The 26,656-nt window shown below is 49.1% G+C and carries 25 protein-coding genes; 12 read left to right on the top strand and 13 right to left on the bottom strand.

All coding sequences use genetic code 11. The annotated features are described in order from the left end of the window. Positions 1-11 precede the first annotated feature (11 nt). From IE094_RS12680 to zrgA, 3 genes are read right to left on the bottom strand one after another with little or no spacing between them, the layout of a single operon-like run. Positions 12-1,262, bottom strand: a complete 1,251-nt coding sequence (locus IE094_RS12680; protein WP_189641081.1) for an ABC transporter permease — start codon at positions 1,260-1,262, stop codon at positions 12-14. Beyond that, the gene (locus IE094_RS12675) at positions 1,259-1,960 is read right to left on the bottom strand and encodes an ABC transporter ATP-binding protein (protein ID WP_189641080.1); all 702 of its coding nucleotides are present in this window, start codon (positions 1,958-1,960) and stop codon (positions 1,259-1,261) included. The genes IE094_RS12680 and IE094_RS12675 overlap by 4 nt, the downstream gene beginning before the upstream one ends. Positions 1,961-1,972: 12 nt before the next feature. After that, on the bottom strand, positions 1,973-2,614 hold the full coding sequence (zrgA, locus tag IE094_RS12670) for a zinc uptake protein ZrgA (RefSeq protein ID WP_308429221.1): 642 nt from the start codon (positions 2,612-2,614) through the stop codon (positions 1,973-1,975). Between the two features lie 308 nt (positions 2,615-2,922). Here zrgA and IE094_RS12665 point away from each other — a divergent pair, with 308 nt between their 5' ends. From IE094_RS12665 to IE094_RS12655, 3 genes are all read left to right on the top strand, one after another. After that, positions 2,923-3,486, top strand: coding sequence for a carboxymuconolactone decarboxylase family protein (locus tag IE094_RS12665; protein ID WP_189641078.1), 564 nt, complete (start codon positions 2,923-2,925; stop codon positions 3,484-3,486). 109 nt (positions 3,487-3,595) lie between these two features. Beyond that, positions 3,596-4,249 (top strand): DsbA family oxidoreductase, encoded by a 654-nt coding sequence (locus IE094_RS12660; protein ID WP_189641077.1) that lies wholly within the window; start codon positions 3,596-3,598, stop codon positions 4,247-4,249. A 4-nt stretch (positions 4,250-4,253) separates the two neighbouring features. Further along, the gene (locus IE094_RS12655; RefSeq protein ID WP_189641076.1) at positions 4,254-4,847 is read left to right on the top strand and encodes a TetR/AcrR family transcriptional regulator; all 594 of its coding nucleotides are present in this window, start codon (positions 4,254-4,256) and stop codon (positions 4,845-4,847) included. 23 nt (positions 4,848-4,870) lie between these two features. Here IE094_RS12655 and aroQ read toward each other — a convergent pair whose 3' ends face one another. From aroQ to IE094_RS12625, 6 genes are all read right to left on the bottom strand, one after another. Further along, on the bottom strand, positions 4,871-5,311 hold the full coding sequence (gene aroQ, locus IE094_RS12650) for a type II 3-dehydroquinate dehydratase (RefSeq protein ID WP_189641075.1): 441 nt from the start codon (positions 5,309-5,311) through the stop codon (positions 4,871-4,873). Between the two features lie 128 nt (positions 5,312-5,439). Next, the gene (locus tag IE094_RS12645) at positions 5,440-6,369 is read right to left on the bottom strand and encodes an aminotransferase class IV (protein ID WP_189641074.1); all 930 of its coding nucleotides are present in this window, start codon (positions 6,367-6,369) and stop codon (positions 5,440-5,442) included. Between the two features lie 119 nt (positions 6,370-6,488). Next, positions 6,489-9,620 carry an efflux RND transporter permease subunit gene (locus IE094_RS12640; RefSeq protein WP_189641073.1) on the bottom strand — a complete coding sequence of 1,044 codons (3,132 nt, stop codon included), beginning with the start codon at positions 9,618-9,620 and terminating at the stop codon, positions 6,489-6,491. Further along, positions 9,617-10,792: an efflux RND transporter periplasmic adaptor subunit gene (locus IE094_RS12635; protein WP_229802323.1), complete on the bottom strand. Its 1,176-nt coding sequence runs from the start codon at positions 10,790-10,792 to the stop codon at positions 9,617-9,619. The genes IE094_RS12640 and IE094_RS12635 overlap by 4 nt, the downstream gene beginning before the upstream one ends. 52 nt (positions 10,793-10,844) lie before the next feature. Next, positions 10,845-11,315 carry a GbsR/MarR family transcriptional regulator gene (locus IE094_RS12630; RefSeq protein WP_189641071.1) on the bottom strand — a complete coding sequence of 157 codons (471 nt, stop codon included), beginning with the start codon at positions 11,313-11,315 and terminating at the stop codon, positions 10,845-10,847. 95 nt (positions 11,316-11,410) lie between these two features. Further along, positions 11,411-12,214, bottom strand: a complete 804-nt coding sequence (locus IE094_RS12625) for a TIGR03084 family metal-binding protein (protein WP_189641070.1) — start codon at positions 12,212-12,214, stop codon at positions 11,411-11,413. A gap of 137 nt (positions 12,215-12,351) precedes the next feature. On the opposite strand from IE094_RS12625, the gene IE094_RS12620 reads away from it, so the two are divergent. The 5 genes from IE094_RS12620 to IE094_RS12600 all read left to right on the top strand — a co-directional run bounded on the left by IE094_RS12620 (position 12,352) and on the right by IE094_RS12600 (position 17,116). Then, positions 12,352-13,110, top strand: a complete 759-nt coding sequence (locus tag IE094_RS12620; RefSeq protein ID WP_189641069.1) for an aldolase/citrate lyase family protein — start codon at positions 12,352-12,354, stop codon at positions 13,108-13,110. Positions 13,111-13,192: 82 nt separating this feature from the next. Beyond that, positions 13,193-14,068: a MurR/RpiR family transcriptional regulator gene (locus IE094_RS12615; RefSeq protein ID WP_189641068.1), complete on the top strand. Its 876-nt coding sequence runs from the start codon at positions 13,193-13,195 to the stop codon at positions 14,066-14,068. Between the two features lie 10 nt (positions 14,069-14,078). Beyond that, positions 14,079-15,011, top strand: a complete 933-nt coding sequence (locus tag IE094_RS12610) for a TAXI family TRAP transporter solute-binding subunit (protein ID WP_189641067.1) — start codon at positions 14,079-14,081, stop codon at positions 15,009-15,011. After that, positions 15,012-16,370, top strand: a complete 1,359-nt coding sequence (locus IE094_RS12605; RefSeq protein WP_189641066.1) for a serine/threonine protein kinase — start codon at positions 15,012-15,014, stop codon at positions 16,368-16,370. Then, positions 16,367-17,116 (top strand): PP2C family protein-serine/threonine phosphatase, encoded by a 750-nt coding sequence (locus IE094_RS12600; protein WP_189641065.1) that lies wholly within the window; start codon positions 16,367-16,369, stop codon positions 17,114-17,116. Before IE094_RS12605 ends, IE094_RS12600 begins: the two co-directional genes overlap by 4 nt. Here the strand turns inward: IE094_RS12600 and IE094_RS12595 are convergent. Continuing rightward, positions 17,111-18,526: a Glu/Leu/Phe/Val family dehydrogenase gene (locus tag IE094_RS12595; protein WP_189641165.1), complete on the bottom strand. Its 1,416-nt coding sequence runs from the start codon at positions 18,524-18,526 to the stop codon at positions 17,111-17,113. The two genes, IE094_RS12600 and IE094_RS12595, sit on opposite strands and share 6 nt — an antisense overlap. A 108-nt stretch (positions 18,527-18,634) precedes the next feature. Between IE094_RS12595 and IE094_RS12590 the strand changes: the two genes are divergently transcribed. Beyond that, positions 18,635-19,423, top strand: a complete 789-nt coding sequence (locus IE094_RS12590; RefSeq protein ID WP_229802320.1) for a beta-keto acid cleavage family enzyme — start codon at positions 18,635-18,637, stop codon at positions 19,421-19,423. Position 19,424: 1 nt separating this feature from the next. After that, positions 19,425-20,750: an aspartate aminotransferase family protein gene (locus tag IE094_RS12585; protein WP_189641063.1), complete on the top strand. Its 1,326-nt coding sequence runs from the start codon at positions 19,425-19,427 to the stop codon at positions 20,748-20,750. Here the strand turns inward: IE094_RS12585 and IE094_RS12580 are convergent, their stop codons facing one another. From IE094_RS12580 to IE094_RS12570, 3 genes are all read right to left on the bottom strand, one after another. After that, complete coding sequence (locus IE094_RS12580) at positions 20,751-21,170, bottom strand: universal stress protein (protein WP_189641062.1); 420 nt, start codon at positions 21,168-21,170, stop codon at positions 20,751-20,753. It abuts the gene before it with no gap. Then, on the bottom strand, positions 21,167-23,779 hold the full coding sequence (locus tag IE094_RS12575) for a TRAP transporter permease (RefSeq protein WP_373295879.1): 2,613 nt from the start codon (positions 23,777-23,779) through the stop codon (positions 21,167-21,169). The genes IE094_RS12580 and IE094_RS12575 overlap by 4 nt, the downstream gene beginning before the upstream one ends. 118 nt (positions 23,780-23,897) lie before the next feature. Continuing rightward, entirely contained in the window at positions 23,898-24,869 is a 972-nt protein-coding gene (locus IE094_RS12570) for a TAXI family TRAP transporter solute-binding subunit (protein ID WP_189641061.1), read from the bottom strand. 176 nt (positions 24,870-25,045) lie between these two features. Between IE094_RS12570 and IE094_RS12565 the strand changes: the two genes are divergently transcribed. Next, entirely contained in the window at positions 25,046-26,353 is a 1,308-nt protein-coding gene (locus IE094_RS12565; RefSeq protein ID WP_189641060.1) for a lipid II flippase MurJ, read from the top strand. Continuing rightward, positions 26,323-26,656: hypothetical protein (locus tag IE094_RS15555; RefSeq protein WP_229802316.1), on the top strand; the 334-nt coding region annotated here is incomplete at its 3' end. The genes IE094_RS12565 and IE094_RS15555, both read left to right, overlap by 31 nt.

Genomic DNA, 26,656 nt, shown 5'->3' with positions numbered 1-26,656 from the left:
GACCCCTTTCATCAAATCCGTACCATCATACCATCAGCAACTGACATTCGATAAGCCCTAATCGCAGGAACCATACTCACAATTGCGCCAGCGATGATAACACCGATCAATACCCAAAATTCGCGCATACTTGGTGCTTCGATCGGGAGCCATAGGCCAAATGCCTGATCGACCAGTGGCTGTGCCAGCCACAATCCAATGTATAATAACGCCAACCCAAGCAATGCGCCAATTGCCGCCATCAATGCCGCTTCTAATACCAGCAGGCTTACGATCACCCGTGGTTTGGCACCCATGGCGCGGTAAATTGCCATTTCGCGGCGGCGCTCGTTCAAACTGGAAAAAATTGTCGCCATCATCCCGATCAGCGCCGTCACCACCACCATGCCAGACACACCGATCAGCGCCGTTTCAGCAATACCAACAATTTGCCACAGTTCTTGTAATGCAACACCGGGCAATATCGCCAAAAGCGGTTCTTCCGTATATTCATTGATGGCGCGCTGTAATCCAAAAATCTGAAAGCGACCCTTAACCCCAACCAATGCGGCCGTTATCGCCGTTGGGGTTAAATCCATTTTCCTAATCACATCAACAGGTGTGGTTTGCCCTTGGATTCTTGCACCTGTTTGCCAGTCTACATGAATGGCCTCGATGGCTTGCAGGCTTACAATTACTGTTCGATCAACCGGTGTACCCGTTTTTTCCAAAATGCCCGATACGCGAAACGGTTGATCATCATGATTGCTAAACGATGCCAAACCGTGCGCGACAACAATAGGATCCCCGATTTCATAACCAAGCGTCGCGGCCACATCCGCACCAATCACCGTATCAAAAAGATCGGACATTGCCGCGCCCTCTTTCATCGTCAGCGATTGACCTGATCGATATTTATAACGCTCAAAAAATGCAGACGTTGTGCCCATCACGCGAAATTGGCGGTGGCTGTCGCCCAAGGAAATGGGAACAATCCAATCAACCTCTGAACGGTTAGCGATGTCTTGATAGCTTTCCCACGTGAGATTGTTCGTGGCATTCCCGATGCGAAATACGGAATACAGTAATAATTGTACCGAACCCGAACGCGCACCAACGATCAAATCAGTGCCCGAAATCGTGTCGGCAAAACTGGCCTTGGCACCGGTGCGCACCTTTTCCACACCTAAAAACAACGCGACAGACAATGCGATGGCAATGATGGTCATCGCCACGGTCAATGCCCGCGCAATCAACGAGCCATATGCAAGGCGCAACATCATGTTGTCTCTCTCTTGTTTTCTGCGACATCGGACATTTTCACGACGCGATCAAATTGATCGGCCAAGCGGGCATCATGGCTTACCATCAACAATGTTGTGTCATGCTGACGCGATTGATCAAACAACAGCTTTAGAAATGTTAATTGCGTTGCCGCATCAAGCGCAGAAGTTGGTTCATCCGCGATAATCAACGGCGGGTTGCCAATCAATGCCCGCGCCGCCGCAACACGTTGTTGTTGACCCACACTCAACGTGCCCGCACGCGCATGAATAACATCGCTGGGCAATCCCAATTCATCGCAAAGTTGGCTTGCCATGGCATTTGGCGAAGGCACGGCTTGGCGTCGTGATTTTGCAAACCGCAATGGCAGCAAAATATTATCCAAAACAGTCGCATATGGAAGCAAGTTAAACTGTTGAAAAATCAATCCGATTTGTTCCGCGCGAAATTGGTCACGTTCGCGCGCCGACAGCGCGCCAATATCCGTTCCGCCAACATCCACGATGCCGTTTTGCGCGATAATCGTGCCACAAATTAGCGACAGCAACGTGGATTTTCCTGAACCGCTTTCACCCAATAGCAAAACCGTTTCACCGCGATTGACGCTAAATTGCGGCACCGACAATTCAAAAGATGCCCGCCCCGACCAGCGGTAGCGAACATCTTTAAGCGTTAATATTGATGTATCTTTCGACACGATATTTCCAATTTAAAGCAGATCTTTCAATGCCAGTGTAGGCGTATCGCGTTCAACTTCAACCGCTGTTGCGCCGTCTTTTGAAATGACCTGAATTTCAAGTTCCTTCGCATTCGGGAATGTCTTGAAATAATCGAATGCAATTTCACCCGATGCGTCAAGATTAGTGCAATTCAGCTCATATTCTGCATGAAATTCGGTGTGGCCAGATGCGTGTTCATCATGGTCATCATGCTCATCATTCTCATCGTGACCTTCTTCATGCGCATGGTCTTCGTCATGTTCATGATCATCATGCCCATGCTCATCATCGTGATCTTCATGATCGTGGTGCTCGCCGCCTTCCAGCTCGCTTGTTGCTTCAACCACACTACACCCTGTCGCGGCTGGGAATACAAACAGATCAAGTGGTTTTGCAAGCATCGCAACCGCTGCTTCTATCTTTGTACGGTCTTCAATGCTCTCTGCCGGATATTCAAATCCAACAATATCCGCTCCAGGTGCATGCAGTTCAATCACGACTTTGGAATCTTCAATCGCGATATTCATCTGGCCTACACCATGCTCGTGAGCATCCATTTGGCGCTTTTCTTCGGCGAATGCAGGGGCGGCAGCTACGGCAAATGCAATATACGGCAGTAATTTCATTGTCATGTTCCTGTTTGTTTTTCAGAAAGGTATAAAAATCGGGATTGAACAATCACTTGCTCAACAATGTTATCATATAACATAACATTATTTAGACTGACAACCGCTATTTCGCTGGAAATCAATTTCAGGGATACCTTGATCACCGACCACGTATTAAGCGGGCGCCAACCTCCCTTTCAGATCACGTTGCACAGTTGATTCTCACATTTGAGTGATTGCTCAATTATTATACTTGAGCAATCACTCAAAATAAAAGTAGACATCTCACAAGCAATGCAACACGCAGCGCAAACAGTTTCAAGGAGAGACCAATGACTAACTTTACAACCCACACAGAAGAAACCGCACCAGAAGCATCAAAACCACTCGTTGCAAAATCCATTGCTGCAAACGGTCGCCTACCAGGTTTGCACGCCGTCATGGCAGAATCGCCAAGCCTGTTGGAAGGTTATCAAAAATTGCACGAACTATTCATGAACTCGAGCTTTGACAAAGACGAGCTGACCGTTGTTTGGCAAACAATCAACGTTGAAAACGAGTGTCATTATTGTGTGCCTGCGCACACTGGTATTGCCAAAATGATGAAAGTTGACGATGAAATCACCGACGCGTTGCGCAATGAAACACCGTTGCCAACTGCGCGTCTCGAAGCGTTGCGCACATTCACATTGCAATTGGTGCGTGATCGCGGCTACGTCGCCGATGAAAACGTACAAGCATTCTTGGACGCAGGTTTCACCAAACAAAACATCTTAGACGTCATCTTGGGCTACAGCCAAAAAATCATGTCGAACTACACCAACCATTTGGCACAAACACCAGTGGACAAAGTGTTCGAAAAATTTGCTTGGTCGCGAACCGAAAAAGCAGCCTAACACCATCGACGGCGCGATCACACTGACCGCGCCGCCATACACTTTCGCATTCAACGTTTCCCGTTTATGCTGGGCACGTGATCGCAAAGTTTTCAATTAAGGAACTATCATGACCTCTGCAAAGTCCCCTCTTCGCATCGACATCATATCTGATGTGATGTGCCCATGGTGCATCATTGGTTATCGCCAGCTGTCGCGCGCATTAGAATCCACTGGAACACCGCATGAAATTCACTGGCATCCTTTCGAATTGAACCCAAACATGCCTCCCGAAGGTCAGGACGGGTTTGAACATGTTGCTGAAAAATACGGATCAACCCGCGCAGAATCCGAAGACAGCCGCGCGCGCATGACCGCACTTGGTGCCGATCTGGGGTTTGAATTTCAATGGGCCGAAGGTTTTCGTATGCACAACACATTCAACACCCACCAATTGTTGCATTGGGCAGGCGAACAAGGGCGCAAAGATGATTTGAAACAGGCGTTTTTTAGTGCCCATTTCACCCACCGTCGTGATTTGTCAGACGTCGCCGTATTGGCCGATATTGCCAGCGAAATCGGCCTTGATCGCAAAGAAGCGGTTGCCGTTTTAGATGACCAACGTTTTGCTAACACAGTGCGCGAAGCAGAACAGTTTTGGCAACGCCAAGGCATTCAAGGCGTACCAGCTGTGGTGTTTAATCAAAAACATCTTGTGACAGGTGCGCAAGGAGTTGAAAATTACACCAACATCTTGCACCATCTGGAAAACGAAGAGACTTAATTTCATGCCCCGCTCCGCCACTTATGATCGTGATGAAACGCTGGATGCCGCCATGTGCCTGTTTTGGGATAAGGGCTATCATGCTACATCGCTCAAGGATCTGGAAGCGGCGCTAAACATGAAACCGGGCAGCATCTATGCCGCGTTCAAGAGTAAGGAAAACCTATATCTGCTTGCTTTGGAAAAATATTCAGAAACCTTTCGCACCCTGTTCAAAGCAAAAATCGCAGAGGCGACATCCCCATTGCAAGGTCTGGCTGATCATTTGCGCAGCTATCCATTGTTATCAGCGAACGATATCACTCGCAAAGCATGCATGTTGACCAAAACAATGGTGGATACACGCACAACGGACGCAGTGATTGCGGATCGATCGCGCCAATATTTGGAAGCCATGCGCGGGGAAATTGCGGCGGCGTTCACGGCGGCAAAAACGCTTGGTGAATTGAAATCGGACATGTCACCAGATCGACTGGCGCGTCGGTATCAAGCCAATGTCACAGCTTTGCGCCTGGAACTTCACCAAGAAACAAACCAAGCAGAACTGTCCGATCTCGCAGAAGACATGGCACGCGAAGTGGAAGCGTTGCGAGCTTAATCAATATTGATTTTGAAATTCGATTATTGGTTTAACAATCGCGCCAGATGGCGCAGCGCCAATGTGTATCCATCCACACCACACCCTGCAATTACCCCATCCGCACGCGCCGATACATATGAATGATGGCGAAACGCTTCGCGTTTATGGATATTTGAAATATGCACTTCAATCACTGGGCCATCGAATGTATTGAGCGCATCCAAAATTGCCACAGATGTATGGGAATACGCCGCAGGGTTTATGATAATCCCTGCCCCATCAACGCGGGCATGATGAATCATATCAATGATTTCACCCTCGTGATTGGACTGATGCATGCTGATTTCACAATTCAAGTCACCCGCCAATGCTTTGCAATCCGCTTGCACATCTGCAAGCGTCGCATGACCATAGATTTCGGGCTGGCGTTTCCCCAACAGGTTCAGGTTTGGCCCATTCAATATGTAAATCTTATGCGCCATTGGCGATATTCCTTGGCAATTTTACGATGATACAACATCGCTTGTATAAATGAATTATGCGTCAAATCCAGCGCTCGCATGATTTGCAAAACGAGTGTTGCGCAATGGCAAAAGCACTCTACGCAGTGTTAGGATGCAATATGGTCGCTAATCAATTGTTTATAAAGCTTTTGTAAGCGTTGCGTCATTGGACCTGCACCGTCAAGCACACCGATCTTTTTTCCATCAATTTCGGCCACTGGAGTTTGCGCACCAAAGGTTCCGGTCAAAAATGCCTCGTCCGCACCGTAAGCCTCGTAAAGGGAATAGTTTTTCTCGAACACGGGAATATCGTTGGCGCGGCACAAATCAATCACCTTTTGGCGGGTGACACCGTTCATGCAATAATCGCCCGTTGATGTCCAAACCGCACCACCGCGCACGATGAAAAAGTTGCACGCATTTGTCGTGTTCACAAACCCATGCGGATCCAACATCAATCCTTCGTCCGCGCCCGCCTGTTCCGCTTGTAGACAGGCAATCACGCAATTCAATTTCGAATGAGAATTAAATTTTGCATCTTGAGACATTGGCAATCCGCGCACCTGTGGCACGGTCGCCAAACGAATGCCTGCTTTGTGCAAGCTTTCTGCGGGTTTTGAATGCTCCATGATAATCACAATGGTTGGACCCGATTGTGACAATGCTGGATGTTGAAACGGTTTCACCTTTACACCGCGTGTAATCATCAACCGACAATGCACATCCGTCGTCATATTATTCGCTGCCGCGGTTTTGGTCAGCGCGTCTAATATGCCTGCGCGATCCATACCGATATCAAGTGATACCGCCTTACAACTGTTGAACAAGCGATCCATATGTTCGTCAAAAAACGCCCATTTGCCGTTGTACAAACGCATACCTTCCCACATGCCATCACCCAACATGAAACCACTGTCATAAACCGAAACGCGCGCTTGATCGCGCGGCACAATTTCACCGTTGACGTAAATCAGGATATCTTGGTTGCGCATGTCTTCTTGGGCGTCATGCGTGGAATGGCTCGGCGTTGTATTCATGTTTCTATCGCTGCTCTGATTTTGGATTTGGACAGGGTGATTTAACGCTGAATAAACGCTAAAATTCAATCATGAACAAGGAGAGAAACAAAAAAGCGCCCCATTGGGACGCTTTGAATTTATATATCCGCCGCAACGGGTTCAACCGGAGGCGTGTTTACCCGCTTGGGGCGTTTTTCCCCTAATATCAACATCGCAGGCGTCACAATTAATGTCAGGATCGTGGCAATCACCAGTCCCCCCGCGATTGCGCTGGACAGTTCTGTCCACCATTGTGTTGACGGTGCGCCATAAACAATATCCCGCGTGAAAAAGTTGATATTCAACCCTATCACCATCGGCATCAATCCCAATGCAGTCGTGATAGAGGTCAATACAACAGGGCGCAAACGTTGCGCACCTGTGCGCAATGCGGCCTCTAGCGGTGACATGCCTTCACGTTTCAGATCGTTATAGGTATCGATCAAAACGATATTGTTATTCACCACAATACCCGCAAGCGCGATCACCCCGATACCACCCATCACAACACCAAACGGGCGGCCAGTTACGATCAAGCCCAACAAAACCCCCGCCACCGAAAAGATAATCGCTGACATCACAACGAACGCTTCATAGAAATTGTTGAATTGCGTCACCAAGATGATGAACATCATACCAATCGCGGACGCGAACGCACCCATCAGGAAAATCATGGCATCTTGCTGATCCTGTGCTTCACCCGCAAATGACCACGTCACGCTGGATGGAAATTCAGTTTTTTCCAATGCGGCGCGTAATACATTGATTTGATCATTTACTAACACACCTGATGCAACATTTGCTTCGATCGAAATCACCCGTTTTTGATCAATCCGACGAATAGTGCCCGTGCGTGGTGCAGGTTCGAATGTTACAAAGTTCGAAATCGGAATCAAGCCAGCATTTGTTGGCACACGAAGGCTTTGCAATTCTTCGAATGTGCGGTCTTGGGATGGGAAACGCACACGAATGTCCACCGAGCCATCTGCATCATCTGGGCGATAATCGGCAACGGTGATCCCTTGCGTTAACAGGCGAATTGCTTGGCCAAGCAGGCTAATGTCTGCACCAAAACGCGCGGCCTCTGATCGATCAACCTTGATGCTCCATTCCACACCTGGCAATGGGCGCGTATCGGTCACATCTGTGAATCCACCGATTTTATCCATGCGATCAACGATTTCCCCCACCGCGGCTTCTTGCGCCGCACGATCATTTGAGACGACTTTCAAATTCACGGGCTTACCCGCCGTTGGGCCACCGCTTTCGGTTTGAACCTGTACATCAATACCCGCGATTTGAGTCATTTCCTCGCGAATGTCTTCGCCGATTTGTGCCGCGGTGCGTCGTTTATCCCAATCCAATAATTCAAGCTGGATTGAGCCAATCACCTCTTCGTCTGATTGTTGATCGGCGGCAGTTTTTGCATAAACGCTTTTGATTTCATCATAGTTTAACAAACGTTCCTCAACAGATCGCACCAAACCGTCGCGTTCATAAATTGAAAAATTATCCCGCGCACGCACCTGTACCTGCATGAAATCGGGTTCAACCGATGGAAAAAACGAAACCCCATTGCCCAACTGTCCGTACAACCCAAACGATCCAAGCAACATTGCAATGGCAAACAAGACGGTCGCACCGGGGCGCAAAATCGCCCATTGCAATAGGCGAACATAACCACCCGTAAATCCACCCATTTTGCGCGGATCACCTATTTCGGCGTTATGCAATGTTGCCTTATCGCGCGCCGATTGCGGCGGGCGTTTGCCAATAATTCCACCAACAACAGGGATGAAAATCAGCGCCATAAACAATGATGCACCAAGCGTCATAATCACGGTAATCGGTAAGAACTTCATAAATTCGCCGACAGTACCTGTCCAAAACAACAGCGGGAAAAACACGCTTAATGTTGTGGCGGTCGATGCAATAATCGGCCAAGACATACGTTTGGCGGCAAATGCGTATGCCTCTTTGGGGGGCATGTCTTCTTGCAATTTACGATCTGCTAATTCGGTGGTCACAATCGCACCATCAACCAACATGCCCACAACCAAAATCAGGGAAAACAGCACAACGATATTCATTGTGTACCCCATTGCCAACAATGCGGTAACACCCGCCAAAAACGCCCCTGGAATGGCCAACCCGACCAATACCGCGGATCGAATGCCAAGCGCGTAAACAATCACAATCATCACCAAGATCACAGCCGCAATAACATTTGCCTCCAGATCGCTTAACATGTCTTTGACTTGTTTGCTTTCGTCTTGCAGGTAATTGATTTTCACGCTTTCGGGCCAAGTGGCCTGTGCATCCAAAATCACCTCTTTGGCGGCGGCAACGGTTTCAATGATATTGGCACCAGAGCGTTTTTTAATTTCCAACGCCAAGGCGGGCTGTCCGTTGATGCGCGCAAAGCTGGATGGGTCCTCGAATGTGCGCCGTATTGTGGCGACATCGGCAAATGTAACCACGGTATCGCCGCGTACTTTGACGGGCAATTCCATTACATCTTGGATATCTTCGATCAGGCCTGGCACCTTAAGCACCAAGCGCCCTGCCCCCGTTTCAATCGCACCCGCCGCAATCAACATATTGTTGCGCGTGATCTGTCCGATCAATTCATCAAATGAAATATTGTAGGTTTCAAAAACCGTTGGATCGATCAGAACCTCTAACAATTCATCGCGCGAACCACCAACATCCACCTCTAACACACCTTCAACACCTTCCAGTCGATCTTTTAGATCTTCGGCAAGGTTATTTAATGTGCGCTCTGGCACAGAACCCGACAGGATGGTTGTTAAAATCGGGAATAACGCGGTGTTGATTTCCGTGACCACAGGGTCGGTTGCATCAGTCGGCAAATCGGATTTCGCACGGTCAACGGCTTCGCGAACTTTGTCCATTGCAGAATCGGCATCAAACCCGGGTTCAAATTCAAGCTGCACACTGGCGTATCCTTCACCCGCGTTGCCATCAATTTGCTTTAACCCTGTTAACGAGCTGAGCTCTGTTTCAAGCGGAGTCACTAACAGGCGTTCGCTATCCTCGGGTGAAATACCATCCAAACCCGTTGAAACGTAAATCAACGGAATTGGAATTTCAGGGTTGGATTCCTTGGGGATCGAAACATATGAAATCGCCCCGATTATCAGGATCATAATCAGCGTTAACGCAACAACGCGCGAACGGGAAAATGCAGCGTCAATTATACCGTTCATTTGTTCAATTCCGCGTAGCGTGTTGTTTCACCCGAAATGGCAGACTTCTGCATGGGTTCGTCAATCTGCGGATTGATCTCATCGCCATTGGCCACATAGCCCTGACCAATGGTTATAATCTTGGCCTGATCGGGCAATCCAGTCACCCAAATCCCATCAGTTTGCGCGCGTACAATTTCGATTTTGTTGAACACAACCTTGTTTGCATCATCCACCGTTTTCACACCCAGCGTGCCATCGGTATCCAGTGATAGGATTGCAGGGGACATGAAATGGGCAACGCTTTCGCTGACGGGTACGCGAATTTCGGCGCTCACACCCGCTGGGATTTCACCATCGTCGTTTTCAACGCTGATCTCTGCCAAAAACGTGCGCGTTGCGGCATCTGCACTTGTGCCAACAAAGCTAACTTTGCCTTTGCGGGTTTCGCCAGTGATAAATTGAACGTTCGCCTCTTGGCCAACTTTCAATTTGCGCAATGTTTGTTGTGGGACGCGTACCGAAACGGTCAGCGGTGTATTGTCAACAACCCGCGCAACATCGGCCCCCGCGCTCACATATTCACCAATATTGATATCCAATGTTTCAAGACGCCCATCAAATGGTGCGGAAATTTCCGTGTTGTTAATCGCATTTTGCGCCGTTGCCACACCTGCGGTTGCAGATGCCAATGTTGCGCGCGCACTTGCAACGCGATCCGCGGTTGCAACACCACGTTTTAACAACGCCTCTGAATTATCAAATTCACGCTGTGCGCGTGCCAATTCTTCTTGGGCGCGGAGCAAATCAGATGCACGTTCAGCAGGGTCGAACCGCGCGATCACATCGCCGCCCTTCACCATCGCACCCTTTTGAACCAAAATTTCGGCGATATTACCTGATGTTTCGCTTCGCAATGATGTGTCACGATCTGGCTGTGCTTGGCCTTCGGCAACAAAAAATTGCACCACAGGTTCTGCGCTGGAATTGGAAACGGAAACGGTGACCAGTTTTTTCGCCTTATCCTTATCACTGACATCTTCGGTGGCTTTGCTTGGAAAAATAAATCCGCTTCCCATCCATAAGACCAACAACAGGATAATGCCCCCCGCCAGCCACTTGGGCCGCGACGAACCCGCGTCATCGTTAAACGTAAGCGATTGAGCTTTGTTGTTTTCTGTATCAGACATCATTTTATCCTTTGGCTTTGCCAAATTTTCATAGTCGGTATTAAAATTAGAGAGATTAAGATTTATCTTGGCGAAGGTTATTCAAGGCATCTTCCAACCCTGTCACCATCGCACCGTAAAACCCTGCGTATTGCGCCAATCGCGCGCGTGGACCACCCGCGTCATCGGGAATTTGTGCCAAACTTTCGTCAATTTCCAGCTTCACGCGTGCAATACGGTTAACCACGCCGTCCAGCATTGATGTGTATGGATTATCCGCCAGTTGAAAATAATCTTGGCGATCCCCCGCTTTGGCAACGCGTTTTATCAACAAACGTTCCTCCAACAGACGCACACTGTTGCTGATGCTACCGCGGCTCACCAACAGTGATTCCGCTAAATCGCTAAACGATGCAGGTTTTCCGTCGAATATCAACGTACCCAGAACGCGCCCCGCGATCCGTGGCAATCCTTCGTTTTGGGCGCTGACACCAATTTTTTCGATAAATTCGGCGCGCACTGAACCGATTTCGACTTGTTTTTGCACTGAACTGCTCCGATCTATTACAACTAATTTGATCGCTATATAGATGCCATGATCGCAAATGTCCAGTTTGTTCAGTTTTAATTGAACAAACTTTTTTAATTTTTTCTCAGCATGAATCGTTGACTCTTTGCTGGTGGATTTTCAACACCGCCAGCAAAGCATTGCGCCATATCCATCCAAGATTGTGCGGTCTTTCCCGAAATATTTAGTGCGGTATCACCCACATTGCGCGTTTGTGTTACGACCTGTGCAAATTCAATCGCTTTGCCAATGATTGCGTTATGATCGTTTGGCGCGTTCCATTCCCAAACCACCCCCGACGGCGCGGTAAGTTTTAGATATGGCACATCCACTGGCACAGCCAACCCGCGATTTTCGAACGTCCAGCCAAATGTATTCACCCCCAAAAACACGATGTTTTTGATACGATCCGTATCCGTGCGCCCAACACCCAATACATCGAACACCGCTTGCCCATGCGCCCAAGTTTCCATTTGCCGTGCGGTAATTGATGATCGCGCGCTCATCTGTGGACCAGCCCAATTCACGCGCTGTTTTGGATCGGCCTTTGCATAAATATTGGCAAGTGTTTCACTCCCATCTTTCCACGCCTGAAACAATTCGCGCCCCGCCAATCCATCCAGCCACGGATATTGAGTTTCCAACAGCGATTTACCCATTTGCAATTGTTGGGTAATGCGCGCCCAAAATGGATCGAACAACGCACTATCGCGCAACGTTAATTCGGCGGCATGATTAAACATATGCAAATGTCCGATCACATCGTTGATGGTCCAGTTTTTAAACTGTGTTTTCTGCTCAAACTCCTGTGATGATATTGTTTCAATCACATCGGCGAGCGCATGACATTCGTCGTGAAAATCTTTGGCTTGTTGCATAACACCCTCTCTGTTCGTCCCAATTCACACTGTGGATGTTTTACGGCGATGTTTCAAATTGTAACCACGCAAAATGCGCCACTTGCTTGGGCGTAAATCTCGCCCTATCGTGAACATTCTTATAAAGGAATTAGCATATGCCCGCACCCGTAAATCAGTTCAAAAAACGCCTAAACACCGACACACAAATCGGTTTATGGTTGGGTCTTACCAGCCCATTGGTTGCTGAAATCTGTGCACGGCGCGGATTTGATTGGTTGGTCATTGATGGCGAGCATTCGCCAAATGATTTGCAATCCATGCAATCACAACTGAACGCAATCGCCCAAACCGATGCATCATCCGTGGTCCGTATTCCCATCGGTGAAACATGGTTGGTCAAACAGGTGTTGGATTTGGGTGCACAAACAATTTTGATCCCCATGATTGAAACCGCCGAACACGCCCAAGAAATGGCAAAGGCTGTGCAATATCCGCCAAACGGTACACGCGGCGTTGGCGCATCACTTGCGCGGGCATCTCAATTCAATGCGATCGCCGATTATGTTTCCACCGCAGACGCAGAAATTTGTTTGTTGTTACAGGTGGAAAGCCGCGTAGCGTTGCAAAACCTTGATGAAATACTAAACATCGACAACGTCCACGGGATTTTCATCGGCCCCGCCGATTTGGCCGCCGACATGGGATACCCCGGCAAACCAGAAACCCCCGCCGTCCAAGACGCAATTAACGAAGCCATCGCCAAAATAATTTCATCGGACAAGGCCGCGGGCATTTTGACATCAGACCAAAATCTGGCCCAAGGATATATCGATGCAGGTGCAAAATTTGTTGCCGTGGGATCAGATGTTGGTTTGCTCTCGCTTGGTGCAAAAAATTTACGTGCACTGTATTAGGATGTTAAAACAACTCGCCACTGGTGCAATCACCATTCAATGTCGTATAAACGTGCAACACGCATATTAAGGGGCCATTTGAATGGGTACGGCACAGCAAAACAAAGTATTGGGAATGATCCGCGAACAATATTCGGATCTGCCCCCGACATTACAGCTGGCTGCAAAATACGTCATTGATCACCCTGCCGATTTTGGCATTGATCCTATTCGATCAACTGCGGAAAAAATCGGGGTCAGCACCTATTCATTGGTGCGCCTTGCGCGTGAACTTGGCTATCCCGGTTTCGAAGAATTCCGCGATCCGTTTCGCCGAGCATTGCGCGCATCATCAAAACCAATCATCAATTCGAACTGGCTCGATGAATTATCGTTCGAGGGTGAAACAGGCACCGCACTGGCCAATTCCGCCGAAAACGCCATGTCGATTTTGAAACACAGCTTGCGCCAAATGACGCCAGAAAAGGCCAATGCATTTATCACCCGTTTAACACAGGCCCGCACGGTTTATGTCACCGCCACACGCGCCAGCTATTCGCTGGCCTATTATTTCCAACATGTGGTGCGGCTCGTCTTGCCAAATGTGCAATTGATCCCGCGTGATATGGCCAACCCGATTGATGATCTCAATTTCGCCTCTGATCAGGATGTATTGCTCGCCATCACCGTAAAACCGTACAGCCAAATCACGGTCAATGCCTGTAAATTTGCGCGGGAAAAGGGGCTGGGTTTGTTAATCATCACCGATTCACAACTGCCCCTTGCCGATCTGAAACCAGATGCCGTGCTCACCGCTGAAATGGACAGCCCGCATGGGTTTGCCTGTTATCTGGGTGTGATGTCCATATTGGAAAGTCTGATTCATCTACTGGTCAAAGAAGGTGGTCAGCAAGCCCAAGATAACATCAAATCATATCAAGAGCTCAAGGCGCGAATGGACGGGTCTTCGCCATTTTAAGGGGGGCGCAATGTTACGAAATTTCTTAAGCGCGCTTTTCCTGATCACCGCGACTTGCGCATCTGCGAATGATAATGACATTGGCATGATTACGGGCAACGCCACGGGCACCTATGTCAAAATCGGTGCGGATTTATCCGCGGTGTTGGATGAAACGGATAATTTGCGCATTATCCCGATGCTTGGGCGTGGATCTCAAAGTAATATTCACGATATCCTCAACTTGGATTATGTCGATATGGGTTTGGTGCAATCTGATGTGCTCACCCAAATTCGCCTGACCGATCCAAACGCGCCCGCATTGGATAAAATATCCTACATCGCCAAAATCTATAACGAAGAATTGCACGTGCTGGCGCGACGCGATTCCAACATTCATTCGATCTATGACCTGTCTGGTAAAAACGTCAGCACCGGCGGCACAGGGAGCGGGTCTGAATCCACATCCCGCTTGGTTCTAAAATTTCTGGATATTAGCGTTAGCGAACATCACCTGCGCCACACCGATGCACTTGAAAGTTTGAAATCGGGTGATATCGACGCGATGATGTTTGTTGCGGGCAAACCAACAGCTTTTTTAAATGGGGTGACGGTGGGTGATAATCTGCGCCTGATTCCACTGCCGTTTTCGGCCCTGCTGGCCAGCACGTATCAACCATCTATTTTTGAATCCGATGACTACCCTGCTCTGATCGAAAACGGGTTTGTGCAAACGATCTCGGTGGGCGCTATATTGGCGGTGTTTGATGATCTGGACGAAAACACGCCGCGCTATCACGCGTTGGCCGCATTTTGCGACGCACTATTGAAAAACCAAGACGCATTTAAAAACCCCGCACGCCACACAAAATGGCAAGAATTTTCACCCCGCGCCACCGTGCCCGGCTGGCGGCGTTTTTTGCCGATGGCACGATTATTGGCACAATCGGAAACGGTGCAATAAATGCAACTGGATCAATTCTCAGACCCATTGCCAATCGGCACGACCTTGTTACAGGGGCAATACACGATTGAAAAATTTCTGAATGATGGCGGGTTTGGCATTACGTATTTGGCGGTGGACAGCCTTGATCGCCCGATGGTGATCAAGGAATGTTTCCCGCGTGCCATTTGCCGCCGCTCTGGTCTGGATGTGGGGACCCGCGCCATCAGTCACCGCGAAGAATTTCGCTCCATCGTCAAAGCATTCGTCGAAGAGGCACGTAATCTTTCACAATTTGAACACCCCAATATTGTTAAGGTGCATCAGGTGTTCGATGAAAATCAAACTGCCTATATGGCGATGGATTTTATAGATGGTCAGGAACTGACCGATCGGATCGAACAGGGTAATCTTTCATCCAGCACCATTCATTCCATTGCGATTAAACTCTTGGATGCCTTGGATACCATTCATGCAAGCGGCATGTTGCACCGCGATATTTCACCCGACAATATTTTGATCGATCAAAACGACAATCCCGTTTTGATCGATTTTGGCGCAGCCAAACAAGAGGCCAGCCAACATGGCCCCAAAATGACATCCATCCGCGTCACCAAAGAAGGATACTCACCCCAAGAGTTTTACGTCTCGGGCGCACAACAATTTCCATCAAGCGATCTTTATGCGCTTGGCGCTACGTTGTATCACGCGATCACCGGCACCGCCCCCGCCGAAAGCCAAGCACGCCTTTTGGCCTTGGCACAGGAAAAAGATGATCCATATATTCCCCTGTCAGGGACGCATCCCGAACATGTGCCTGGATTATTGATCGCAATTGATCGCGCCATGAATGTATCACCAAAGGAACGATTGCAAAACGGGCACCAATGGCTCAATTATATTGCAACCACTCCACCAAAACCCAAACCCGTGTTGCGCAGGAAAATGGCATTTGTATCCCTTGCCATTGCACTTGTTGCGATTGGCATTTGGGCCACAAATGATGCCAGCAAAACCGTTCAAACTGCGGCGATGATAACACCGCCCATAAACAACGATATTTTCAAAGCACCCGTTTTGACCAGTCAGCAAAATGGAACGTATCAATTTTCCAACGGCATGGAAATTGCCGAAATTCCATACGGCAATAACGTAATTCTACAAATTACCACGCCACCGATTGCGGGCAGCACCGATATGCAAATTGGGGATATTTTGCTGGCCGAACGTGTGTTGGGCGTATCGGTTGGGCGGATTACAGAATTGGAAAATGTTTTGCGAAAACTGGAACAACAAAACCTGCCAAAGGCGGTATTTTCCGTGCGCCGTGGTGATGGAGTTGTGCTCGCCAATCTTTCAATGATGGTGCAACAGCCATGACATTGAAAACCCAAACCGCATGGGCGATGTCCAAGGGTGCACGCCAAGTGCAAGAGGACGTGCTGCATTATGGGTTCGATGCATCGGGCGAAAATGGATATATCATCATCGCCGATGGCATGGGGGGGCATACTTCGGGCGATATCGCTGCAACCCTTGCGGTGGAGGCCGTGGACACCACCTTGCGCACTCCTGAACAAAACCAACCTGATCAACTGAAAACGGCTGTTGATCGTGCGAATAAAACGCTGGCCAACTATATCGCCAGAAACCCACAAACGATGGGCATGGGCACAACGCTTGTTGCCGTGGTTATTTCAAAGGGTGAAATATTCTGGGCCTCCGTTGGCGACAGCCCATTTTATTTGATCCGCGATGAAAAAATATTGCGATTAAACGAAGATCATTCCATGGCCATTCAAATTGACCAAATGGCAATGGCGGGGCAAATTTCACAAAAGGCCGCTGCCGAACATCCCCATCGCGCCGCGCTGACCTCTGTTATTATGGGTGGGGACATCGCACGCGTTGATCTGCGCACAACGCCATTTGAAATTCGAAAGGGTGATGTATTGATCACCGCAACCGATGGCATTCACAGCCTAAAAATACAACAACTGTTGAAAATTGCATTAAGCGCACCGCGCACCGCTGATAAAATTTGTGCATCAATCACCGAGGCAATTGATGCACAGGAAAACCCAAACCAAGATAACCTTGCGATTTGTGTCTCGCTTATATTATAGGCCAAGCGCCTTATAACTATCTGCAACACGCCCCAATGACACCAGATAGGCCGCGGTTCGCAGGCTGTCCACATCATCGCGGCTATGCCAAACATATTGCATTGATTGATAGGATGTTCGCATCGTGTCTTCCAATCCAGAGCGCACTAATTCCAATTCACCCGCACCTTGGAAAAACTTGGTTTTGAATTCTTGAGACACAGGTTTGCCGACAAGCCGTTCCATTTCTTGGATCAACAAAATATTGCTCGCTTCTTCTTGGCGTCGCTGCATACGACCAAACCGAATATGGCTTAGGTTCTTTACCCATTCAAAATATGACACCGTCACACCACCTGCGTTGGCATACATATCAGGGATAATCACGACGCCCGCTTTATGCAAAATTTCATCCGCTCCCGCGGTCACAGGGCCATTCGCAGCCTCGATAATCAGCTTGGTTTTGATGCGATCTGCGTTGTCCATGTTGATCACACCTTCCATCGCGGCGGGGATCAGAATATCGCATTCTTTTTCCAAAACGGCAGATCCGTCTTTGACGTATTCCCCCCCTTTGAAACCTTTCACACCTGCGTTGGCGCGGATGTGGCCTGATAATTCTTCGATATCCAAACCCTTGTCATTAATCACCGCACCGTCGCGTTCAATCACGGCTGTGATCAATGCGCCATCTTCTTCGGCCAAAAACTTGGCCGCGTGATATCCCACATTCCCAAGCCCCTGAACCACAATGCGTTTACCATCAAGCGTGCCGGTCATATTCGCGATTTTCACATCATCGGGATGGCGAAAAAATTCTTGCAATGCATATTGCACACCGCGCCCTGTCGCCTCGACCCGCCCCGCGATGCCGCCCTTGTTCAACGGTTTGCCTGTGACACAAGCCTCTGAATCGATTTCGGTTGTGTTCATGCGGCGGAACTGATCGGCAATCCACGCCATTTCACGCTCTCCCGTGCCCATATCGGGTGCGGGCACGTTTTGTGACGGGTGGATCAAATCACGCTTGATTAGCTCAAACGCAAATCGGCGCGTGATGCGTTCCAATTCATCCGCTTCCCATGCGTTTGGATCAATGTGCAAACCACCCTTTGATCCGCCAAACGGCGCTTCGACCAAGGCACATTTATACGTCATCAGCGCGGCCAAGGCTTCGACCTCGTCTTGGTTCACAGATGTTGCAAAACGAATGCCGCCCTTTACCGGTTCTTTGTGCTCTGAATGCACCGAACGATATCCTGTGAATGTATGAATATCGCCACGCAGTTTCACCCCAAAACGCACGGTATAGGTCGAATTACAAACGCGGATTTTTTCTTCCAGCCCAGGCGAGAGGTTCAACAGGCCAACCGCCTTGTCAAACATCATATCTACGGATTTACGAAAAGACGGTTCTTTGTTGCGTGGCATCATGTGATCCTTCTGAATGTTCCTAAACAATGCGGTGAAACTAGAATGAGTTAATCACAGTGTTTTTTATTTGTCCAAGTATAACATTTGTTATATTCAAGGAGATGCGTGCCCGTTCTGCACGCCAATTTGGAATTGGAAATGTCACACCCAACTTTGATGGTGGCGCCAAATGGCGCGCGTAAACAAAAATCCGATCACCCCGCCCTTCCCGTCTCGTTGGATGAAATCGTGCAATGTGCCGCCGAATGTTATGATGCCGGAGCCGATATATTGCATCTACATGTACGCAACGATGATGGCTCGCACAGCTTGGATGCCGGGCGATATCGCGAAACCATTGCGGGCGTGGCTGAACGTGTTCCCGACATGCCCATTCAAATCACAACCGAAAGCGGCGGGATTTTCGATGTCCACACGCAATTGCGCTGCCTGCAAGATACCCGCCCCCACCGTGCAAGCGTATCCATTCGCGAAATTGCACGCAGTCCCGATTTGGCGTCCCATGTCTATGGTTTTGCGAAAGAGGCCTGTATTGATGTGCAACATATCATCTATGGCCTGCCCGATATTGCCCAATATAAACATTGGGTTGAAACCGCGATCATTCCCGAAACCATGAACAGTGTGATTTTTGTGTTGGGGCAATACACGCCTCCCATCAACGCCCTGCCCGATGATCTACTTCCATTTTTGGATGCGGCGAACAACATGTCATTGGAATGGGCTGTTTGTGCCTTTGGCCAAAACGAATTGGCCTGTGCGCAACGTGCATTACAACGGGGTGGGAATATTCGCATCGGGTTTGAAAATAACCTACATTTGCCAGATGGAACACTGGCACAAAACAACGCGCAAACCGTTGCACTTGCACGCGCCCTGATAAACGAGATTTGACATGTCACATGTTTTCCCACGCCACACCAAAAATATCCCCCCCATCGCGGTTGGCGGCGAAGGATGTTATTTAATTGACGCGAATGGCAAACGATATTTGGATGCATCGGGTGGTGCGGCGGTGTCTTGTCTGGGGCATGGCGATGTTGATGTGACCAATGCGATCAAGGCTCAATTGGACAAGGTTGCCTTTGCCCATACGGGGTTTCTTTCCTCCGAACCCGCGGAAAATCTGGCGAGCCTGTTAATTGAGCATGCCCCAAAACCGCTCGACAAAGTGTATTTCGTTTCTGGCGGATCAGAGGCGGTTGAATCCGCAATCAAACTTGCACGCCAATATCATTTGGAAAACGGCGAACCCGAACGCAAACATTTGATCGCGCGACGTCAAAGCTATCACGGGAATACGCTTGGCGCATTGGCGGCGGGTGGCAATGCGTGGCGACGCGCGCAATTTGATCCCTTGTTAATCAACGTATCCCACATCGCCCCATGTTACGAATACATCGGGCGCAATGATGGTGAAACTACACATCAATACGGCCAGCGTATGGCCCAAGAATTAGAAGACGAGATCATTCGTCTGGGACCCGAAACTGTTTTGGCATTCATGGCAGAACCTGTCGTTGGGGCCACAATGGGTGCGGTTCCCGCCGTCGATGGGTATTTCAAACGCATCCGCGAAATTTGCGACAAATACGGTGTGTTGCTGATCTTGGACGAGGTCATGTGTGGCATGGGGCGCACGGGTTCTCTTTTCGCGGCTGATGTTGATGGCGTAGCGCCTGATATTCTGTGCATCGCCAAAGGGTTGGGCGCAGGGTATCAACCCATCGGGGCAATGCTATGCAGCGATAAAATTTACGCTGCTATCGAAAACGGGTCCGGGTTTTTTCAACATGGCCATACCTATATCGGCCATCCTGTTGCCACGGCAGCGGGGCTTGCGGTGGTGAATGCATTGCTGGATCGTGATCTCATCACACGTGTTCAGAAACAAGGTGCTAAGCTAAAACAGATGTTGGAAAACACATTTGGGCAACATCCACATATCGGTGATATTCGTGGGCGCGGATTGTTCCTTGGGATGGAATTTGTATCTGATCGCGACGCCAAATCGCCGTTTGACCCATCGCTCGCACTGGGTGCGAAAATGAAAAAGACCGCTTTTGAAAACGGTCTGATTTGTTATCCGATGTCGGGTACACGTGATGGCAAATTGGGCGATCACATGTTGCTTGCTCCACCATTTATCCTGAATGACAATCACATGGATCAGCTGGTTGAAAAACTGGGCAAAACCTTTGATGCGGTTCTGCCCAATTAATTAGCGCACGATGTAAACAGATGCCTTTGCGTGGCGCGCAACGCGCGCTGCGTTCGGGCCTAACATCTTATCCTTAAGGTCGGGTTTATTCGCCCCGATCACCACCAAATCAACCTTCAGCTTTTTGGCGGCTTCTAACACTTCTTCGTAAACTGTGCCAAGGGCAACGATATGTTGCACCTTGGTATCTGGAAGCGTTTCCGTAACAAAGCTGTGCAAATCTGCGTTCGCCTTTGCCAATGCTTTATCAAGCGACCCTTTGTCGAAGAATGACCCAACGATGCTCATGCCAAAATCGGGCACAACGGTGATCACGCTTAACTTGGATCCTTGCAATTGCGCGAGCGCATTTGCTTGTTTCAATACATCCGCACTTTTGTCTGATTGGCCCAGATCAACGGCACATAAAATCTTCTTCATGCTTGCTCTCCTACCAAGCCATCTTCGCGACGCTTACGCGCCATTTGCAGCATGTAAATCAACCCCAGCAAAATGAACGCAGGGATAAAGAATACTTCTTTTGCCATGCGATCTGCCTTCACTTGCAATTCTGCCAGTTCCCAATCGAAATCAATGCCAAGCTGTTCCGCAGGTCCGCCAAAGTTCAGGTTATCAACCAAAATTTTGCCCTCCTCTTCGCGGAACTCGATCCCCGCATTGTCAAACAAACGCGCCACGCCATCGCCAGACTTATCACCAAGGGGCAACAAGAACTGTGAATCAACCGCGTTGCCATCGATGCTTTCGCCAATCAAACGCACGCGCAAACTACCACCCGCATCGGAATTTTCCGCCATTGCAAATACTTCGCTTGCAGGTTTTGTTTCAAATTCTGGCGCCATGTAATTGAGGAAAAAATCAGGACGGAACAACATGAACGCGATCAAGATCAACGCAAGACTTTCGTAGATTTTTGATTTCGTCATCCAGAACCCCATGGTTCCCGCCGTGAACACCAAAATCGCCACTGTGGATACAAGGAACACAACAATGCCCTGCATCATGGTGACATCAATCAACAACAAATCGGTGTTAAAGATGAACACAAACGGCAAGGCCACCGTACGCAAGCTATAGAAAAATCCGATGAACCCTGTTTTGATCGCATCACCACCAGATACGGCAGCGGCGGCAAAACTTGCCAGCCCCACAGGGGGCGTTACATCGGCCATGATCCCAAAGTAAAACACAAACAAGTGCACCGCGATCAAGGGCACGATCAAACCGTTCGCCGCACCCAATTCCACAACAACACCCGCCATCAGCGATGACACCACGATATAGTTCGCCGTCGTGGGCAACCCCATCCCAAGGATAAGTGACAAGATACCAACAAAGACCAGCATCAAGATCAGATTACCACCAGATACGAATTCCACCAGATCGGCCATCACCTGACCAATCCCTGTTAATGTCACCGTACCCACGATCACACCCGCCGCCGCCGTGGCCAGACCGATACCGATCATATTGCGCGCACCGTCAATCAGCCCTTGCAACAAATCAGCTACACCATCTTTGAACCGTTCGGCCATTTCGCTTTCACCGCGGAAAATGGCCTTGAGCGGGCGCTGTGTAATCAGGATGAAAATCAACAGCGATGTCGCCCAAAACGCGGACAGACCGGGTGATTTCTGCTCGATCATCAGGAAGTAAACCAACACAATAATCGGCAACAGGTAATACAGACCAGATTTATAAATCTCAGTTACCTCTGGCAAAACGATATTTGGATCGTTTGGATCATCGGGTTCCAAATCGGGAACCTGTGCGGCCATGTACAACAGGCCAATATAAATCGCCGCCAATAGAATGGCCAAGATCATACCAGATCCCGCAGGAAGCGCGGATGTAATCCATCGCACCGGATATTGTGTGGCATAACACAACGCCGCAAAGCCAAGGAAAAACCCAAGCATTGATAATGCGGTTGCCAAAACGCCAGCGGCCTTACCGCTTGCTTTTTGCAAGGTTGGCATGTTGCGTTTCACCGCTTCCAAATGCACGATATATACCAATGCGATATATGAAATCGTTGCGGGCAGGAATGCGTGGGTGATCACCTCGACATATGAAATGCCGACATATTCAACCATCAAAAACGCCGCCGCACCCATCACGGGTGGCATGATTTGCCCGTTCACGGATGATGCAACCTCGACCGCGCCCGCCTGTTCGGAACTAAACCCAACGCGTTTCATCAACGGGATTGTAAATGTCCCTGTTGTCACAACATTGGCAATGGATGAACCTGAAATCAAACCCGTGGCGGCCGAACCAACCACCGCCGCCTTGGCGGGGCCACCACGCAGGTGACCAAGGGCGGCAAAAGCCATTTTGATGAAATAGTTGCCCGCGCCCGCCTTATCCAGCAATGCGCCAAACAGTACGAACAAGAACACGAATTTCGTTGATACGCCAAGCGCGATACCAAACACGCCCTCTGATGTGATCCACATATGGCTCATCGCTTTGTTCAACGATGCGCCTTTCCAGCGGATAACCTCTGGCACCCAAGATGCCGCGCCAAAGAAAACGTAACATAAAAACACAACCGCAACGATCGCCATCGCTGGGCCAAGCGCACGACGCGCGGCCTCGAACAACAGAATCAAACCCGTGGCAGCAGCAAAAATATCCAGCGATGTTGGCAAACCTGGTCGGTTCACCAATTCGGCGTAATATATCCAACCATAAAGCGCACAAAACGTGCCCAATATCCCAAGCCCCCAATCCAGATAGGGAATGTAATGCCTTGGGCTGGTTTTAAATGCGGGATAGGCCATATAGGCCAAAAATATCGCAAATCCCAAATGGATTTGACGCGAACTGTTAATCACCGAACCCGGTAAAATCATATTTGAAATTGGCGATGCCAATACGATCTGAAACACAGACCAAATAATTGCCAAAACCGCAAGGAATGTTCCAACAGACCCCGCAGGGCTTCGCGCACCGGCATCCGCAGATGCCACCATATCCTGAAGCTCTGCATCAGACAGGGGCGCGTTTTGTTTATTCTCGGCCATTATGTTTCATCTCCCAAATTTGTTCAGTTTTCTGAACTTAATTTTCTCCCTTATCGCCATGTGTCCCCACAGCGAAAAAAGGGAGGAGCAATCGCCCCTCCCCCGTATTCATGTCGGATTATTCAATCCAACCTTGTTCTTTGTAATATTTCGCAGCGCCATCATGAAGCGGTGCTGACAAACCAGCCGTTGCCATTTCTTTTTGTGTCAAATTGGCAAATGCAGGGTGCAGCTTTTTGAAATCGTCAAAGTTTTCAAAAACAGATTTCACCAAAACATATACAACATCGGCAGGAACCGCAGATGATGATACGAATGTTGCGCCAACACCAAATGTTGCTGTGTCGCCATCATTGCCGCGATACATGCCACCTGGGATGGTTGCAGAACGGTAATATGGGTTGTCTGCGATCAACTTGTCCACTTCGGCACCCGCAACGTTTACCAAAACGGAATCACATGCGGTTGTTGCCTCTTGGATCGAACCAGATGGGTGGCCAACGGTGTAAACCATCGCATCAATCTGATTGTCACACAACGCTGCAGACTGTTCAGATGCTTTCAGCTCTGATGCCAGACCCAAATCATCATTTGTCCAACCTTTGGCATTCATCAACACTTCCATTGTGCCGCGCTGACCTGAACCAGGGTTACCGATGTTCACGCGCTTCCCTTTAAGATCGTCAAAGTTTGTGATGCCCGCATCAGCGCGCGCCACAACTGTGAACGGTTCTGGGTGTACGGAGAATACGGCGCGAAGTGCCTCGAATGGGCCTGACTCTTCGAATTTTGAAGTGCCGTGATATGCGTGGTGCTGCCAATCGGATTGGGCCACGCCAAATTCCAATTCGCCAGCTTTGATTGTGTTGATATTGTACACAGAACCACCAGTGGATTCCACAGAACAACGTACACCGTGATCTTTGCGGCCTTTATTCACCAAACGACAGATCGCACCGCCCGTTGGATAATAAACACCCGTTACACCACCGGTACCAATCGTAATAAATGTATCGTCAGCAGCAGAAGCCACACCAGCCACCATCGTGGCCGCCGCAAGTGTCCCTGCGAAAGAGCTTAGAAATTTCATAGATTTCTCCCAATAAACTACGCCGGCAAAACACCGACTCGCGTCAATGTTACATTATGTTATATTTTTGTCAAAAATAACATTTGTTTTTCTTGCTTCGGCAAAATCGCTTATTCCTTGCAAGCATAGTCAACATCACAGTATGACCCAGTGAAATTGCACCTATTGGAATTTCAATGTTACGCCGTTTTTCCGTTTACGTCATCCCTGCCCTTGTTGCCTTGGGTTTGTTTTCTGGGCTGCTACGCGAAATATTATTGGCGTATATTTTCGGCACATCGCGTGAATTGGAAATATTTCGCGTCGCATTTGGCCTGCCCAGTATATTAAGCGATAGCTTGGCCGTATCCTTTGTTTCAATCCTGATCCCCGTGTTGGTGATGGGTGAAAAATCCCACCCCGCCCATGCGTTGCGCCAAATTTTATGGGCAACGGGTGTGATTGCGTTGGGTGTGTTTGTGATCGGGTTGATCACCATGCCATTGCAGGCGCGATTGTTGGCACCCGGTATTATTGGTGGGGAGCAAGTGGCGCTGATCAATGCGGGTTATCTGTGTTGGGGCATGTTCTTGATGGTGATCTTGTCCTTGCCGTTGCGCGCCGCAATGAGCGTGCGTGGAAAAATCTGGCCAGGGGCAAGCGCGCAATTGATGCGTTCGGGCGGATTTGTCATTGTGCTGGCTATTTTTGTCTTTTTCATCAGCCAACGCGATGTCACCGCCACGGCGATTTCGGCATTGGCGGCGGGGCTGTCCGTATTGCTGGTGCATATTTTTGCCATTGGCAAAACGGGACGGCGGCGGGTTATGCTGGCATTATCCGCAGGGCCAAATTGGGATCATCTGCGCCCGTTGCTTTTGCCGCTTGGATTGGTGTTTTTAACACAAATATTATTGTCGGGCGGGCGCCTTATGGATCGCGCAGTCGCCAGTAATATGGAAATCGGCACACTTGCAGTGATTGAATACAGCTATGCCTTGGTCATGGCGGCGGCGGCGGTATTGGGAACATCAACCAATCTGATACTTGCCCCGCGACTCGCGCGCAGCTTGCGTGACACGGGACGGGTCACAGCACAACATAAACGCACGATTATTTTGGTGACAGGCTTTGCCACGCTGGCGGGGATTTGTCTGTCTTTGCTGGCCACACCGATTGTAAGCATCGTTTATGAAAACGGAACGTTCCAAGCATCGGATGCCCTTCGCACCGCAAGCGTTTTTCGCCTGCACGCGCTATCACTTGGCCCCATTGTTTTGGCGCTAATCTTAACCCAAGTGTTGTTGATTTCGGGCGGTCAGCGTTTAACCTTTGTCATATCTGGGATCAAACTCGCGATCAAAGCGGGTGTATTATATATTCTGATCACAAGCGGCTATGGCCTTGGCGGCATCGCAATAAGCCTTGCGATAACAGAGCTAGTGATGGCTGTTATTTTGGCAATGGCGTTGAAATGGCGGTCGGCGGCAAAGGTGAATTCATAGTTATGCTTCCGTACATTACATTTTTTGGTTTGCATGGACTTGTCGCGTTGATGAAACGCCAAAGTCGAGCAACACTATTTTGCTTCGTATTGTTAAATATGTATTTCGTTGGATTTCGCTACGAGCTTGGATTTGACTGGCCACTGTATAAACAGGAATTTGAATTCTTAAAAACGCTTGGCTTCGTTGAGTTTTTTACTTCGATGCCGACAATCCAAGTAAAGTATCCTCACGAATTCGGTTTCCTTATATTCGCGTTTATATCAAGTAAAGTATTCTTCATCTATGAGCTTATGCAGGCGT

Origin of the sequence: Paramylibacter ulvae (assembly GCF_014652655.1) — a bacterium.
GTDB classification, from domain to species: Bacteria; Pseudomonadota; Alphaproteobacteria; order Rhodobacterales; family Rhodobacteraceae; genus Amylibacter; species Amylibacter ulvae.
Note: the sequence above shows the minus strand (reverse complement) of the source record. Positions and strands in the feature narration are given on the sequence as shown.